This window comes from Streptacidiphilus sp. ASG 303 (genome assembly GCF_020991365.1).
GTDB lineage: Bacteria > Actinomycetota > Actinomycetes > Streptomycetales > Streptomycetaceae > Peterkaempfera.
Window position 1 is genome coordinate 38,672 of the sequence record NZ_JAJLRA010000035.1, and the last position, 15,557, is coordinate 54,228.

At 74.5% G+C, this 15,557-nt stretch carries 6 protein-coding genes and 1 pseudogene; 1 reads left to right on the forward strand and 6 read right to left on the reverse strand.

From position 1 onward, the window contains the following. Positions 1-25 precede the first annotated feature (25 nt). The 4 genes from LO771_RS27305 to LO771_RS27320 all read right to left on the reverse strand — a co-directional run bounded on the left by LO771_RS27305 (position 26) and on the right by LO771_RS27320 (position 10,926). Entirely contained in the window at positions 26-4,477 is a 4,452-nt protein-coding gene (locus LO771_RS27305) for an Eco57I restriction-modification methylase domain-containing protein (protein WP_230747415.1), read from the reverse strand. Beyond that, positions 4,474-7,830 (reverse strand): DISARM system SNF2-like helicase DrmD, encoded by a 3,357-nt coding sequence (gene drmD, locus LO771_RS27310; protein WP_230747417.1) that lies wholly within the window; start codon positions 7,828-7,830, stop codon positions 4,474-4,476. Before drmD ends, LO771_RS27305 begins: the two co-directional genes overlap by 4 nt. A gap of 218 nt (positions 7,831-8,048) precedes the next feature. Then, the gene (locus tag LO771_RS27315) at positions 8,049-9,581 is read right to left on the reverse strand and encodes a serine/threonine-protein kinase (protein ID WP_230747420.1); all 1,533 of its coding nucleotides are present in this window, start codon (positions 9,579-9,581) and stop codon (positions 8,049-8,051) included. Positions 9,582-9,630: 49 nt separating this feature from the next. Next, positions 9,631-10,926: a serine/threonine-protein kinase gene (locus LO771_RS27320; protein WP_308189017.1), complete on the reverse strand. Its 1,296-nt coding sequence runs from the start codon at positions 10,924-10,926 to the stop codon at positions 9,631-9,633. 140 nt (positions 10,927-11,066) lie between these two features. Here LO771_RS27320 and LO771_RS27325 point away from each other — a divergent pair, with 140 nt between their 5' ends. Then, complete coding sequence (locus LO771_RS27325; RefSeq protein WP_230747424.1) at positions 11,067-13,268, forward strand: UvrD-helicase domain-containing protein; 2,202 nt, start codon at positions 11,067-11,069, stop codon at positions 13,266-13,268. Positions 13,269-13,570: 302 nt separating this feature from the next. On the opposite strand, the gene LO771_RS27330 is transcribed toward LO771_RS27325, so the two are convergent. Beyond that, positions 13,571-15,109, reverse strand: coding sequence for a PstS family phosphate ABC transporter substrate-binding protein (locus LO771_RS27330; RefSeq protein ID WP_230747426.1), 1,539 nt, complete (start codon positions 15,107-15,109; stop codon positions 13,571-13,573). Between the two features lie 337 nt (positions 15,110-15,446). Continuing rightward, positions 15,447-15,557: pseudogene (locus LO771_RS27335) on the reverse strand (lytic transglycosylase domain-containing protein); the annotation flags it as partial.

The following is a 15,557-nucleotide window of genomic DNA, read 5'->3' on the forward strand; positions in this document are numbered from 1 at the left end:
CGCCCACGCCGGGACGGGACACGGATCAGAACAGGGCGCCCTCGGGCGGGAACAGACCGTTGTCCTCGAACGAGCCGCTCGACGCCCTGCCGGTCCGGCTCCGGCCGGACAGCCCCTGCGCCTTGCGGCGCCGCGCCTCCGCGGAGGGCGGGGGCATGTCGGGGTGGATCCTGGGCTTCCTGTGCTTGTCGAGGAAAACCTCGTCCGCGTAGGCCTGGTGGTTCAACTGGCGCAGCCGATCGATGATCTCGGTCCGGGCAAGCAGACCGATGGTGTAGCGGGGGCCTTGGTCGGTGTCGTGGAACCCGTGGTCCAGCGGCACGGCGACGTGCGTTGGGTCGGCCGGCGGGGTGGCGCCGGTCGGGTCGAGCAGGTCGTGCCACCCGTACGCGGCGACGGTCGCCCGGTCGATCTCCACGTGGATGGCACGGAGCTCGGCGATGTCATCGTCGGTGCAGGAGGCGTCGTGGACCAGGTTGTAGGTGGCGGTGAGGCCGATGTTGCGACGCAGCATCAGCTCCCGGCGGAAGGTGTCGAGACGGGTACCGGCGGCACGGAGATCCTCGGTGAGCGGCGGGCGGACGAGGGTCTCAAAAACGTCCGTGGGTGTGTAGCGAAGGTCACCCTTGAGGGTTCCAGCTCGGTCGAGAGCCCACCAGTAATGCGGAGCACTGCTGAGCATGCCGAGCAGCGCAAAGTCATCAGAAGCAAACACACCAAGCATGTGCGAAAAGACCTGACCGGTCGGCACCATGACCGGCATCACGACCTTGCTCACGAGGGTGATGACGATGCACCGCTCCAACGGCGCGATGGCCTTCACCATGGCGGGCCGCTTTTCGGCGTAGTGCCACCAATAGTCCCGATAGACCTTGCGATTGTTGATTTCCCGTTCCGGCTTGACCTGGTGGAGAAGCTGCTCGTATGCCTTCGGGAAATCCTTCGCCCGCCCTTCGGACCAGTCGTGGAAGTTGATGACCCAGCGCTCGCTGCCGTGCACCGGGCTGGTGTTGACGTCCTGGCCGATGAGATACGGGAACAGCACTTCGCGGTACCGCTCGTCCTCGGCGATCCAGGCACGGGCCTCGGTCTCCGGCAGCGTGAAACCAAGGCCAAGGACAATCGACCCCTGGAAGGACTTGCCTTCGTTGCCCTCCAGCCGCTCGGCCCAAAAGGCCTCCCGTGTAGTCGGGTTGAGCGACGTGGAGATGCCCCGCGGGACGGGCGTTCCGCCCAGTACCCGCACGGCACCATCGGCGACCGCCGCCCGGCTCGTCCACACGGCGCAGTACTCCAGCACTGCCGAAGACGACGGCCAGGGAGCGCTCTTGACCGCACGGCGGATCTCCACACCGCTCCTGGCGAGCTGGTCGAGCCCGACCTCACGGGTGTCCCCCTGAGCCAGGGTGTTGGTGGCGATCAACCCCGTCTGGCCGCCCCGGTTGAGCATGTCGTGCGCCCGCAGTTCGAAGTAAGCGACGAGGTCGGCGCTCCCCCGCACCCCGTTCGCCACGTGGTCGACCAGGTACTCCCGGTACGCCTCGCCCATCGTCCCCGTGAGCTTCTGCCCGCCCAGGAACGGCGGGTTGCCGATGACGGCGTCGAAGCCGCCACGGTCGGTGAAGACCTCCGGGAACACCAGCGGCCAGTGGACGGGCACGCGCTCCAGGCCGCCCTCCGGCTGCTCGCTGGCGAGCCAGCGGCGGGCGAGGTCGCGGGCTTCATCAACCTTGGCCGCATCGTCGGCGAACTCGCCGTCCGGGCCGATGGCCTGGGCCGTGTCGGCGGCCATGGGAAAGAGGTTCCTGACCCGCTCGCCGCCCTCGTACCAGGGCTCGCGGCCGGCCGCGCAGGTGGCCAGGGCAGCGCCGACGACGAGGTCGCCGATCAGGCGCAGCCGCTCGGTGTGCTGCTCGACCAGGGCGAGCCGGTGGCGCTTGTCGGTGAGGGCGGCCAGGCCGTCGCCGTCGATGCCGGTGATGGCGCGGCGCTCCTCGGCGATGGCCGCGACCAGGGCGTCCGTGCCGGCCATGGCGGCGACGAGGTCGCGCTTCTCCACGTCCAGGTGGACGGCCTTGAGCTGCTCCAGCGAGGTGACGCCCAGCAGGGCGTCGCCCGCGACGAGGCGGTCGTCGAGGAAGGTGAAGGGGCGGTCCGGGTCCATGGAGACCAGCCACAGGGACAGCTTGGCCATCTCGACGGCCATGGGGTTGATGTCCGCCCCGTACAGGCAGTGCTCGATGACCTCGCGGCGGGCCTCGATGACGGCGCGGTCGTGCCCGCCGTCCAGCGAGGGAGCGGCGGACGTGCCCGGCCCGTCCGGGGAATCGCCTGCGCCCTCCGGCCCGTCCGAACCGGCGCCGGAGACCGGGGCACCCCCGTCCTCCTGCGCGCGGGCCTCGATGAGCCGGTCGGCGAGGTAGCGGCAGGCGGCGACGAGGAACGCACCGGAGCCCATGGCGATGTCGGCGACCTTGAGCGCGAGGATCTCCTCGGGCGACTTCAGCCGCCACGCCCCGCGGTCGGCGGTCTGCAGCGGGCCGGGCTCGTGGACGAGCGGCTCCAGGGCGTGCTCGACGACCTCCTCGGCGAGGAAGCGGGGCGTGTAGTGGGTGCCGGTGTTGCCGCGCAGCGAGGACTCGGTGACGTACAGCCCGCCGGGGTTGATGACGACCGGCAGGCCGCGCAGGTCGCGGCGGATGATGCCGTGGAACGGCAGCAGGCGCTCCGCCGTGTCCCGGTCGCGGCAGGCCGCGTACAGCTGCTTGCCGGCCTCGGTCCGCTCCTCGCCGGACAGCGGGGCGAGGAGCCGCTCCAGCGCGGCGGGGGTGCCGATGCCGGGCTTGGGCTCCTTGTACGCGTCGGAGATCTTCTTGGCGAGGGTCTTCAGGCTGCCCCTGCTCGCGGCGGCCATGGCCTCCAGATCGTGCAGGCGGACCTCGTGCTCCTTGCCCGCAGGCCCGATCAGGCCCACGACGGTGTCCACGGCGCGCTGCCCGTCGTAGGAGAGCAGGCCCTCGTAGACGTAGCCGATCTGCTCGACGTCCAGGGCGCGGAAGGTGAGGCGGCGGCGCTCGCGGGTCCTCCCCTTGCCGATCTCGACGTACTGCACGGCGCGCAGCATGTGCAGCACGGTGCGGTCGTCGACCGGCAGCAGCGGGGAGGCGCCCTCCAGCCAGGCGTAGCGCTGCGGGTCGAAGATCGAGCCGTCGTAGGCGGGCAGGTGCAGCTCGGGGTGGTCCACTCCCCCGTGCACGGCGTGGAAGAGGGCGATGAGGCGGTGCCAGGCGGCGGTGGTGTGCTCCAGGGTGGCCTCGCCCTCGGCCTGGGCGCGCTCCTCCAGGTCGGCGCAGAGCCGCCCGGCGGAGTACGAGGCGGCGTACACCTCGTTGTCAGCGGGCAGCAGGCCGCGCTCCTCGGCGAAGAGCAGGAAGACCAGGCGCATCATGACCGCGACGGCGCCGCGGTAGACCTCCTGGGCGGAGACCTGGGCGGCGTGCAGGCCAGGTGCGCCGCGCTCCATGGCGCGGGCGTCGGCGCGGCCGATGGCGTCGACGAGGAGTTCGACGGCCTGGCGGACCTGGACGCCGAGCGCGTCGGTGACCTCCTCCTGGTTGTCCAGGCTCCTGCGCAGCAGCGGCAGGAGGGTCTGCTCCTCGGGGACGCCGAAGAACCGGGAGCGGCGCAGCAGGGAGATCATGGCGCGGACGACGTCGCGCTCGGCCTTCTCGTTCCAGCCGACGGTGTCGAACAGGGCGGTGGTGGTGACGCCGCCGACCGGCGCCCACACCAGGCACCACCAGCGGCCGTCGGTGACCAGGCCGAGCCCGGTGCGGTGGTGGCGCAGCAGGTGGGCCATCCGGTCGGCGGGGGTGGCGGACCAGGCGGAGCCCCGCAGGCGGGCGGTGGGGGAGGTGCCGGCGGGCAGGACCATGCCGAGGAGCGGGATGCGCTTGGCGGCGGCCTCGGGGCCGGCCTCGGCGGCCGGGTCGGCGCCGGGCTCGACGAGGGCGAAGTCGGGGCGCAGCACGGTGTCGTGCTCGCGCACCGGGACGGCGAGCAGGTCGAGCAGCGGGTCGGCGGGCGCGGCTGCGTCCGCGGCGCTGTCCCCCGGGCCGTCCGCGCGGCCGTCGCTGCCGGTGCCGGTGCCGGGGCGCAGGTGCAGGGCGTCGCCCCACTCCAGCAGCTCGCGCAGCACGTAGGCGATCCACTCGTCGCGCCCGGCCGCGGGGTCGGCCTGCCACAGGGCGTGCTGCAGGCGGAGCCGGCGGCGCTGGGGCTTGTCGACGGCGTCGAGCTGGGGCCAGGTGTCCAGCAGGACGGGGAGGGTGAGGAAGGGGCCGGAGACCTCGACGAGGTTGAGCCAGTCGAGGTGCTGGCGCCGGCCGTCGGCGGCGTGGGCGACGGCGGCCGCGCGGCCGGCGGTGCGTCGGCCGCGTCCGGCTGCGGCGGCGGGGCGGGGGGCGATGCTGCTCATCGGACGGCCTCCCGGCGGGGGATCACGAAGACGACGGCGACGGGGAACAGGTGCGACCGCAGGTCGCGGTAGCGGGCGGCGACGGCGGCGAGTTCGCGCTCGCGCTCGGCGGACAGGCCCTGCAGGCGGTGCTGCCAGCGCTCGCGGTCCGCGGCGTACTGGCGCTGTTCGGGGCCGGTGAGCTCGCGGGCGCCGAACAGGGCCATCTGGCCGCCGTCCTCGCCCTCCTCGCGGAGCTTGGCGCGCAGCATGCCCTCGAAGCGGTCGAGGGTGGCGTGCACGCGGCGCTCCTCCTCCTCGCGGCGCTGGCGCAGGGCGTTGACGAGGGAGTCGCCGCGCTCCTTGGCGCGGGCCTCCAGGGAGGCGTGCAGGCGCTGCCGGACGCGGGGCCAGCCGGCGCCGAGGCGGGCGCGCAGGTGCTCGGCGGCGGGCTTGCCGTCGGTGAGGGCGCGCTGCAGGACCTCGCGCTGGGTGTTGACGCTGTCCCAGCGGCGGATCCAGCCGTCGGGGCCGACCCAGCCGCCGGCGTGCAGCACCTCCTCATGGAGGCGGACGCCGTCGGCGCCGACCATGACGTAGCGGGCGTAGGCGCCGGCGAGGACGGTCTCCAGCGCCGGGTCGTCGCTGACGACGGCGGTGACGCGGTGCAGGCCGACGCTGTCGGCGTTCCACACGGCGGCGCGCAGCAGGCGGGTGGACATGTCCACCAGCGGGTGCTTGAGGTGGGCGAGGACGACGTCGTCGCGGCCCTGCGCGGCGACGCGCGCGTCGAAGGTGACCGGCCGCTGCTCCTCGGGGCGCAGGCGGTGGGCGAGGCCGCGGGTGGCGCGCTCCCAGGAGCCGGTGAGCGGGGGCACCTCGAACAGGGAGCCGGCGGGATCGGTGCCGCCGGTGCCGCGGGTGTCCTCGGGCCCGGGGTCCGCGTGCCCGGGGTCCTCGGACTCGTCGAGGAGCAGGTCGAGGCGGTCGTCGACGACGGGGCGCAGCGGCTGCTGGCGGTCGAGCTCGAGCGCGGTGTCGACGACGCGGCGGATGTTCCCGGGGGTGATGCCGAGTTCCCCCACGGTGCGGTCGTACTGGGCGGTGAGGCGCCTGACCTGCTCGGTGACGTTCTGCTCGGCGGGGACGTTGCCGCCGGTGGCGCGGCCCTTGATCTCCTTGGCGCGGGCGTTCTCGATGTCGACGGGGCGCAGGTCGCCGGTCATGCGGCGCTGCACCGCGTCGGCGATGACGGCGTTGACCGAGCCGAGGTCCGCCTCCATGCGGGCGACCTTCCTGGCGACCCGGGAGAGGAACTCCAGGTCCGCCTCGTACGAGCCGGCTTCGGCGTGCTGCCAGTCGGCGCCGATGAAGTGGCGGATCTCGGGGTCGGTCCGCTGGCCCCAGCGGTCGATGCGGCCGATGCGCTGTTCGAGCTTGTTGGGGTTGAAGGGGATGTCGTAGTTGACCAGCCGGTGGCAGTGCCTCTGCAGGTCGATGCCCTCGGAGGCGGCGTCGGTGGCGATGAGGATGCGCACCCGGCCCTCCCCGTCGGCCGGGTCGGCCTGGAAGCCGAGGCGGACCTCCTCGCGCTCCTCGACGCCCAGTCCGCCGTGGAGCAGCGCGACGCGCCCCTCGTCGGCGAGGCCCTCCTGGCGGAGCAGGCCGTGCAGCCAGGTCTGGGTGTCGCGGTACTCGGTGAAGACGACGACCCGCTCGTTGGTCCAGTGCCTCCCGTCGGGGCGGCAGACGGCCCTGAGGTAGTCGATCAGGGCGTGGGCCTTGGAGTCGGCGGCGGCCTCGTGGGTGAGGGCCCAGCGCTCCATCTCGCGCAGCAGACCGGTCTCCTCGTCGTCGGAGCCGGGGGTGAGGCGGGTGGTGCGGCCGAGGGCGTCGTCCTCGGCGTCGGCGAGGGCGTCGTCGTCGAGGCCGCCGACGAAGTCCGCGAAGTCCTCCAGCCACTCGGGGACGTCGGCGGCCGCGGCGCGGCCCGCAGCGGAGCCTGCCGCGTCCAGGCCGGCCAGGTAGACCTGCACGGTGCGGGCGAAGGCGGCCGGGGAGGAGAAGAGGCGCTTCTTGAGCAGCAGGGTGACCAGGTCGGCGGCCCTGCGGCCGCCGCGGGCCTGCGGGGACATGCGCCGCCGGCGCAGCTCTGCGTACGCGCCGAGCAGCTGGTGGACGCGCCGCTCGGCGTCGGTGTAGTCGACCACGATCTCGGCCGTGCGGCGGGTGCGGAAGCGCGCGCTGCCGTCGGCGTTGGTGACGGCGCTCTTCAGCCGCCGCACGACGGTGTCGTCCAGGGCCGCCCGGTCGGGCTCGACGCCGCGGGCGAAGCGCTGGTCGTCGATGAGCTCCAGCAGGGCGGTGTAGGACTCCTGGTAGCCGTTGTGCGGGGTGGCGGAGAGGAACAGCCGGTGCTCGAAGTGCGGAACGAGGCGGCGGATGAGCCTGGTCTGCTGGGAGTCGACGGCGTAGACCTGCTTGGGGGCGGCCGGGGCGACGTGGTGGGCCTCGTCGAGGATCAGCAGGTCGAAGAAACGGCGCTCGGCCCCGTCCTGTCCGCCCTCGGCTTCACGGCCCGGGCCGCCGGCGGGCAGGACCTCGTCCAGCAGCCGCTGGGCCTTGGCGCTGCGCAGCCAGGGCAGCGAGACGACGGTCAGCGGGTGGACCCGGAAGGGGTTGGCGGCGGTGCCGTGGGTGCGGCGCAGCTCGGCGCAGAGCGCGGAGTCGACGACGGTGAAGTCGAGGCCGAACTTCTCGGCGAGCTCGTCGCGCCACTTGAGGGTGAGGCCGGCCGGGCAGACGACCATGATGCGGCGGGCCCGGCCGCGCAGCAGCAGCTCCTGGGCGACCAGGCCGGCCTCGACGGTCTTGCCGAGGCCGACGTCGTCGGCGAGCAGCAGGTTGACGCGGGGTGCGCCGACGGCGCGGGAGACCGGCTCCAGCTGGTAGGGCTCGACGGCGACGCCGGAGCGGAACGGGGCCTGGAGGGTGCGGGCGTCGGCGGAGGTGACGGCGGACCAGCGGACGGCGTCGAGGAAGGCGGCGAGGCGCTCCGGCGGGTCGTACCGGCCGAGGGAGACGTCGGGCAGGGAACCGGCGGGCAGGACGCGGCGGCCGGGCTCGACCTCCCAGATCACCGACAGGGTCTCGCCGTAGCGGCCGTCGGCGACGGACTGGAGCTGGACGAGCGTGGCCGCGGGGGAGGCGGTCCCGGAGCTGTCGGCCGGGCTGCCGCCGGGGGCGGAGCGGCCGGGGGCCGGTTCGACGCGGGAGACGACCCAGCTCTGGCCCCGCACCTCGACGAGGGCGCCCTCCTCGGGAAGCGGCTCGGACACCGTGCCACCGCCCCTGGTCGTCGTCTCCCCTGCCACGTCCACACCCTTCGCCGCGTGTCCTCGTGCCGCCCGGCCCGCGCCTTCGTGTGCGGGCGTGCGGCGGCGCCGCCCCGACTGTACGCGCCCGAACGGGCGAGTCGGAGCTGACGTGACATTAGCAGAAACGGCTTTTCGTTGACACAGTTCACATGAGAAAGGTGGGGCCGATCGGGCCAGGGACCGGGGACCGGGGATCGGGAACCAGACCGCGCCCCTCAGGAACGCGGCCGGACGACGCGGACGAGCCGCTCGACCCGGTCGAGCAGCGCCGCCACCTCCCGGTGGGCCGGATCGCCGGGCGGCAGCAGACGGTCCTGGTCGTCACGCAGAGCGGCCAGTTCGCTCCGGGCACCGTCCAGGTCGCCCGTGCCAGCCAGCAGGCGGGCGATCTCACGCCGGGTGCCGAGCACGTCCGGCGACCCGGTCCCCAGGGCGCTGCGCTGCTGCGGCAGCAACGCGCGGAACTCCGCCAACGCCTCGGCCGAACGCCCCAGACCGGCCAGACAGCGCGCCGCACCGGCCCGGCAGGCCAGCAGGTCGGCACCGGCGGCCGTCCCCGCGGCGGCACCGGACGCGAGCAGCCGGTCCCCCAGCTCCCGGTAGCCGTCGTGGGCCTGCTGGAGCTCCCCCGACTCTACGAGCAGCCCCAACAGGGCGAGGCGCCGGGCGACCGTCTCCGGGCGGGTGTCGGCACGGCCACCGAGGCTCTGCTGCAGCAGAGCCGCCGCCTGGGAGTAGCGCCCCTCCCGGGCGAGCCGCCGGGTACGGGCGAGCAGCTCGGTGCTGCGCTTGGGATCGGGGGCGGGCCCGGGCACAGCAGCAGCACTGCGGACGGTCTGCGGTGCGGGGACGGCCGGCGGGACGGGCGGCCGCGCCGACGGCCCCCCCGCGTCACGCGCCGCCTTCACCGCCTGCGGTCCGTCCCCCTCGGCGGTCCAGGACTCCGCCAGTGCGCGGACCTCCGCCGCGGAGGCGGGCCGCGCGTCCGGGTCCTTCGCCATCAGGCGGGCGACCAGGTCGGCGAGGCCCTCCGGCAGGTCCGGGCGGTGCTCGCGCAGCGGGCGGGGCTCCTCGTTCGCGTGCCGGTAGACCAGTGCCATGGGGAGAGGGGCGGTGAACGGCGGCTCGCCTGCCAGCGCCTCGTACAGGACGCAGCCCAGGGCGTAGAGGTCACTGCGCGGCGTCGCCCGCTGCCCGAGGGCCTGCTCGGGCGAGATGAAGCCCGGCGTGCCGGGGGTGGCCCGGTCGGCGGTCAGCGGCGGCAGGCCGGGGTCCGGCTCCAGGGCGGCAGCGATGCCGAAGTCGAGCACCTTGACCGCACCGTCGGGGGCGACCATGAGGTTGCCCGGCTTGAGGTCCCGGTGCACCACGCCGTGCGCATGCGCGTGGGCGAGCACCCCGGCGATCTGCACGGCCAGGCGGGCCGCCCGGTCCGCCGACAGCCGGCCCTCCGCGGCAAGCAGCTGGGCGAGCGTCCGGCCGCGGATCAGCTGCATGACGAGGAACAGCCGGCGGTCGGGGAGCGTGCCCACGTCGTGGATCACGGGGACGCCCGGGTGCTCCAGCCTGGCGGTCAACCGCGCCTCGCGGACGAACCTCGGCTCCGCCGTGCGGTCGCCGGGGCGCGGGATCATCAGCTTGACGGCGACCGGCCGGTCGAGGCGCTTGTCGTAGCCGCTCCAGACCTCGCCCATGCCGCCCCTGCCGAGCAGTGCGGTCAGCTCGTAGCGGCCCTCGATCTCCACCATCACCCCGGCATCGTAGGAGACGGGGCCGGCGGGGCGCGGACGGACCGGGTCAGTCGCGGTGGGGCGCCATGGGGTGCCGGAAGGGGTGGCGGGGGTCGCACGGCGGCGCGGGCCGCAGAAGCAGTTCGGCGGGCAGCGGGGCGGGCAGGAACGCGGCCAGGCGGGTGTAGACGGCGGCCGCGTCGGCGGGCCGGTCGGCGGGCTCCTTGGCCAGCAGGGCCAGCACGAGGGCCTCGATCTGCTCGGGCACGTCCTCGCGGAGCTCGCGCAACGGCACGGGGGCCTCGTACAGGTGGCGGCCGGCCACCAGGGCGTGCCGGTCGTCCTCCAGGAACAGCGGAGTGCCGACGAGCATGTGGTGGAGCAGGCAGCCGAGGGCGTACAGGTCGCTGCGGTGGTCCAGTTCGCGGCTGCCGCCGAGCAGTTCGGGCGAGGCGTAGAGCTGGTTGCCGACGCTGTCGGCGGTCGCGGTCAGCGGGGTGACGCCGTCGCCGAGCAGCTTGACCAGGCCGAAGTCGAGGATCGCGAGCACGCCGTTGCGCCGGACCATCACGTTGTCCGGCTTGAGGTCGCGGTGGACGAGGCCCCGGGCGTGGGCGGCCGTGAGCCCGGCGCACAGCTGGGCGCCGACCGCGGCGGCCGTGTCCACGTCGAGCCGCTCCTGCTCCGCGAGGAGGTCGCCGAGCGGCATCCCGTCGAGCAACTGCATCACCAGGTAGCAGACACCGTCCTGCTCCCCCGCGTCGTGCACCGCCGCCACGTTGGGGTGGTCGAGGCAGGCGGCGGCCTTCGCCTCGCGCTCGAACCTGCGCAGCACCAGTCCGCGGTCGCAGCCCTGGGCGAGGACCTCGGCAGCGATGGTCTTGACCGCCACCGTGCGTTCCAGGTGGCGGTCCCGGGCCCGCCACACCTGGCCCATGGCGCCGCGGCTGACCGGGGCGAGCAGCTCGTAGCGCCGGCCGTGGCCGAGCGTGTCCCCGACGCGGGGCAGGGGGACCTGCACACTGACCTCCGTACGACGGATGCGGTGGAAGGCCCGCACCTCGTGCGGCGGGGCGGCTGCGATTGTGCCACGGCCCCGCCGGGCCGCGGCCCGGCGCTCGGAGGCGAGGCGGACGGCGGCGCGCCCGGAGGCCCGGGCGGTACCGACGGCTGCCGTCGGGGACACGGGGCACCCCGACCGGTGGGGAGCGGTCCGCCGTGAGTACGCCCAGCCGCGCATCGGGCCTCGGCCGGGCCCGCACAGTTCCTTCCGGGTCCGGGTCCGGGTCCGGGTCCGAGTCCGGGGACATGGGCGGTGGATGCGGGCGCCACAGGCGGAGTGGTCCGAAATCAACCGGTACATGCCGCGACTACGGGCACCGCTGCTCCGATAGGGACATCTGTGATCACGGTCGACGGCTCCATGCCGCTACGGTGCCGTCACCGGGTCACGCGGCCGCACGGCACCGGGGACCGCACGGCACTCGCGAAGGAGGGGCTCGTATGCCGACGTTGGGGATCCACAAGGACTTCATGAAGGAGTTCGCGCTGCTGGAGAGGCCCGTGCAGAAGCGGGTCGCCGAGGCGTTCGAGAAGTTCGAGCACTCCTCGTTCGCGGGGCAGCACCTGGAGAAGCTGGAACGGGCCCGCGACCCGCGCATCCGCACCATCAGGATCACACAGTTCCATCGCGGTGTGGTGCTCGCTCCGGAGAGCGGCGACTGCTACCTGCTGTTGCGGGTCATGCCGCACGACGACGCCATCGCCTGGGCGCTCAAGCAGCGGGCCTCGGTCAACACGGCCACCTCGGGCATCGAGATACGCGACGACGTCGCCCTGGAGCGCGCGGCCACCGGACTGGCCGCAGTGGCAGGCGACGGCGGGCAGCCGCCGCTGTTCGCCGGCGTCTCCGACGCCGATCTGCGGCGCCTGGGCATCGACGACACCATCCTCCCGCTCGCCCGGCACATCACCTCCGTGGACCTGCTGGACTCCCTCCAGAACGTCCTGCCCGAGCACCAGTACGACGTGCTCATGGGTCTGGCCACCGGCATGACCCCGGAGGAGGTGTACCGGGAGACGGTGCAGAACAGACCGACCACCGGGCCCGACACGACCGCAGCGACCGCCGGCGTCCCTGTCGGCCGGCCGGCCGACGCCTTTGCGACCGCGATGGCCCGTTCGCAGGACCGCATCGCCCTGGTCTCCGGCCCCGCCGAGCTCATGGATCTGCTCGAGCGGCCCTTCGACGCCTGGCGCGTCTTCCTCCACCCGAGCCAGCACCGGATCGCCCACCGCCCCTCCTACAACGGACCCGCACGCGTCACCGGCGGACCGGGCACCGGCAAGACCGTGGTCGCCCTCCACCGCGCCGCCGGCCTCGCCGCCCGGCTTCCCGAGGACACCCCCGACGGTGCCGTCCTGCTCACCACCTTCACCCGCGACCTGGCCGCCGAACTGGAACGCAGCCTGGACCTGCTGGTCACCGACCCCGCGCAGCGGCGCCTCATCCGGGTGGCCAACGTCGACGCCCTGGCCAACCAGGTGGTGCGCGAGCACCGCGGCACCGCCCGGCTCGGCGTCCTGACCGACCACCGCGAGATCACCACCCGCTGGGGACGGGTGACCCGACGTCTGGACCTGGACCTCACCGACGTCTTCCTGGACCAGGAGTGGCGCCACGTCGTCCTCGCCCAGGACCTCACCTCGGCCGAGGAGTACCTGCGGGCCCCGCGACCCGGCCGGGGCCGGGCCCTGGGGCCGCTCAAGCGAGCCCAGGTGTGGCGGGCGGTGGCCTCCTTCACCGAGGAGCTGCGCCGCGAGGGGCTGTGGACCTTCCTGCAGATCTGCGCCGAGGCCGCCCGCATTCTCGACGAACGCGCTGCCGGCGGTACCGGACGCCCCTTCCGGCACGTCGTGGTCGACGAGGCCCAGGACCTCCATCCGGCCCAGTGGCGGCTGCTGCGTGCAGCCGTCGCCCCGGGCCCCGACGACCTGTTCATCGCCGGCGACACCCACCAGCGCATCTACGGCAACAAGGTCTCCCTGCGCAGCCTGGGCATCACCGTCACCGGGCGCTCGTCCCGCCTGCGCATCAACTACCGCACCACTCAGGAGATCCTGCGCTGGTCGACGGCGCTGCTGACCGGTACCCGCGTGGACGACATGGACGACGGCCAGGAGCACCTGACCGGCTACCGCTCGGTCTTCCACGGCGAGGGGCCCGAGGTGGCGGGATTCGCCACGAAGGCCGCCGAGATCGAGGCCCTGGTGGCCCGCATCGCCGCCTGGCGGAAGGCGGGCGTCGCCCCGGAGGAGATCGGCGTCTGCGCCCGGTTCGTCCAGCTGGGCCGGGACGCCGCCGAAGCCCTGCGCCGCGCGGGCATCCCCGCAGTGGTACTGGGCGCCGAGGCGGCCGGCCCCGACCGCGAGGGCGTGCGGATCGGCACCATGCACCGGATGAAGGGCCTGGAGTTCCGCTGCACGGCCGTGCTGGGCGTCGGCGAGGGAACCGTGCCGATGCGCAACGCCCTCACCCCGGTGGAGGTCGACCCCCTGCAGCACCAGGAGGACCTGCTGGGCGAACTCAGCCTGCTCTTCGTCGCCTGCACCCGGGCGCGTGAGGCCCTGTCGGTGACCTGGCACGGCAACCCCAGCCCGTTCCTGGCACCCGCCCTCGAACCCGCCCAGGCGGCCCGCGGGTAGTCGGCACGCCCACGGCCCCGCCCCCGTCCGGGACGGGGTCGCCGAGAATCAGGACGCGCCCGCCACCGTGCCGGCTCCCGTGTCCCGCAACCGGCGCACCCCCGCCCGGTCCACGTGCAGGGACAGCACATCCGACGCCCACTCGACGACTGCCCCGTGTCCACGTCCCCCATCGGGCACAGAAGGAGGAGGCCCCGGCCGCGGAAGCGGCCTCCTCCTTCATCCCGCCCCTGCCCCGGTCGGCCCGCCGTGGTGGCACCTGGACGTCCGGCCGGGGACGCGACGGCCAGGGGGCCCGGCGGTCAGGGGGCGCAGCGGGCGAAGCCCTCGGGCGAGTAGCAGGGCAGGTCGCGGTGGGCGGCCAGCACCTCCTGGCCCCGGCCCCTCGCCGCGAAGTCGAGGAAGCTCGCGGCCAGGGAGCCGCCGGCCGGGTCGCCGTAGGTGTAGGCGTACTCGACCTCGGTGAACGGGTAGCTCCCGTCGCGGATCGCCCCCGGGGACGGCGCACGGCCGTCGATGCCGAGGACGTGCAGGCCCCTGGTGCGGGCGGCGGCCTGGAGCTCGCCGTAGCCGACCGCGCCCGGCACGGCGGCCACCTCCTGCAGCACCTCCTCCGTGGAGCCCCGTTCGCAGCGGACGCCCCGAAACCGCCCGTTCGGGTACTCGGGGGTCGTGCAGTCCGTCGAGGTGCGCGGCGGCTCGGCGGTCCGGTCCAGGACCAGCCGCTCGAAGAGGGAGCGGGTCCCGGAGCCGTCCCTGCGGCTCACGAGCCGCACGGGGAGGCGGGGCCCGCCGACCTGTGACCAGTCCAGGACGCTCCCGTCGTACAGGGCCCGGATCCGGTCGCCGGAGAGGCTGCGGACCGGCACCCGGTCGTTCACCACGACGGCGAAGGCGGAGACCGCCACCCGCGTCGCCGCCAGCCGCGGCGCGCCCTCCCGCGCGGGGCCGTCGGAGAAGGCGACCACGGCGGGGGCACCGCCCCCCGCCTCCTCGCCCCTGCGCACCAGCTCCCGCACGCCCTCGTCGCTGCCGCGCAGGTCGAGGGCGATCCCGGAGCCCGGGCAGTCCCGCGCGTACTCCCGGGCGAGGCCCTCCAGGACCGGGCGGAAGGCGGTGGCGCCGAGGAGGGTCAGACGTCCGGTGGCGCAGCCCCGGGGCGGCCCGTCGCCGGAGGCCACGATGACGCCGGCCAGGACGAGGACCCCGGCCGTGAGGAGGGCGACGATGCCCCGCGCCGGACCGCTCAGCGCGGGCGGCCTGTCGTCGACCGTGGTGCTCCGGTTCGGCACCACCGCCCCGTCCCGGAGGCCGCCGTCGACCCGGACGGCGCAGCCGACGCCGCCCCCGGTGAGCAGGACCAGCAGCTTGTAGTGCTCGCCGCGGTTGAGCGGGACGCGGGGCAGGTGGAGCGCGTTCCCGGTGTGCCGCATGGCCCCGGGCGCGGCGAGGTGCCCCATGAGGTGGGCGGCGCCGAGCTGGGTGACGGCCGCACCGCGCACCACGCGGTCGGTGAAGACGGCGGTCAGGCCGTGCAGGGGGTCGGGCCCGGTGTAGTCGGCCTCGGCGACGGCCTCCGCGCCGTCGTTCTCGATGCGGAGGAGGACGAGGGTGGCGTCGGACATGTCCGGGAGGTCGTTGAAGAGGCCGAGGCGGACGTTCGGCTGCCCGTGGCCGCCCCGGTGGTCGCTGCCGATGGGCGTGTCCATCTGGACGCGGTAGCCGATGCGGCGGCCGCGCTGCACCCCGCGCCGGTACACGGCGGTGACGGCCGGGGGCGCCACCGTGCTGAGCAGTGCGGTGAGGACGGCGACGACGTTGTCCGGGCTGAGCCAGTCCACCCCTCTCCCTCCCCCCTCTCCCCGCGCCACGCCCCGCACCCCGCGCCGGGTGCGCCGGTGCCGTGCGGGCGCCGGCGGCCGGTGCGACGGCTCGGCCACCGTACGGACCGGGCGGCGGGGGCGGGCAGCTTTGGCCGACCGGCCGCCGGATGTTCGCCGGCCGTTCGCCGGCGGGGTGCGGCGGGCCTCGCCGGGGACGCCGCGGGGACGCCGCGGGGACGCCGCGGGGACGCCGCGGGGACGCCGACGGCGCGGGCCCCGGTCGGGTGCGACCGGGGCCCGCGCCGTCGTGCGGGCGCTGCCGTCCTGCTCTGCTGCTGGTGCTGGTGCTGGTGGCTCAGTACCAGTGGTGGGTCTGCCAGAAGGCCCAGGCGGCGTTGGGGCTGCCGTAGCGGGAGTTCATGTAGTCCAGGGCCCAGCGGATCTGGGTGGCGGGGTTGGTGCGCCA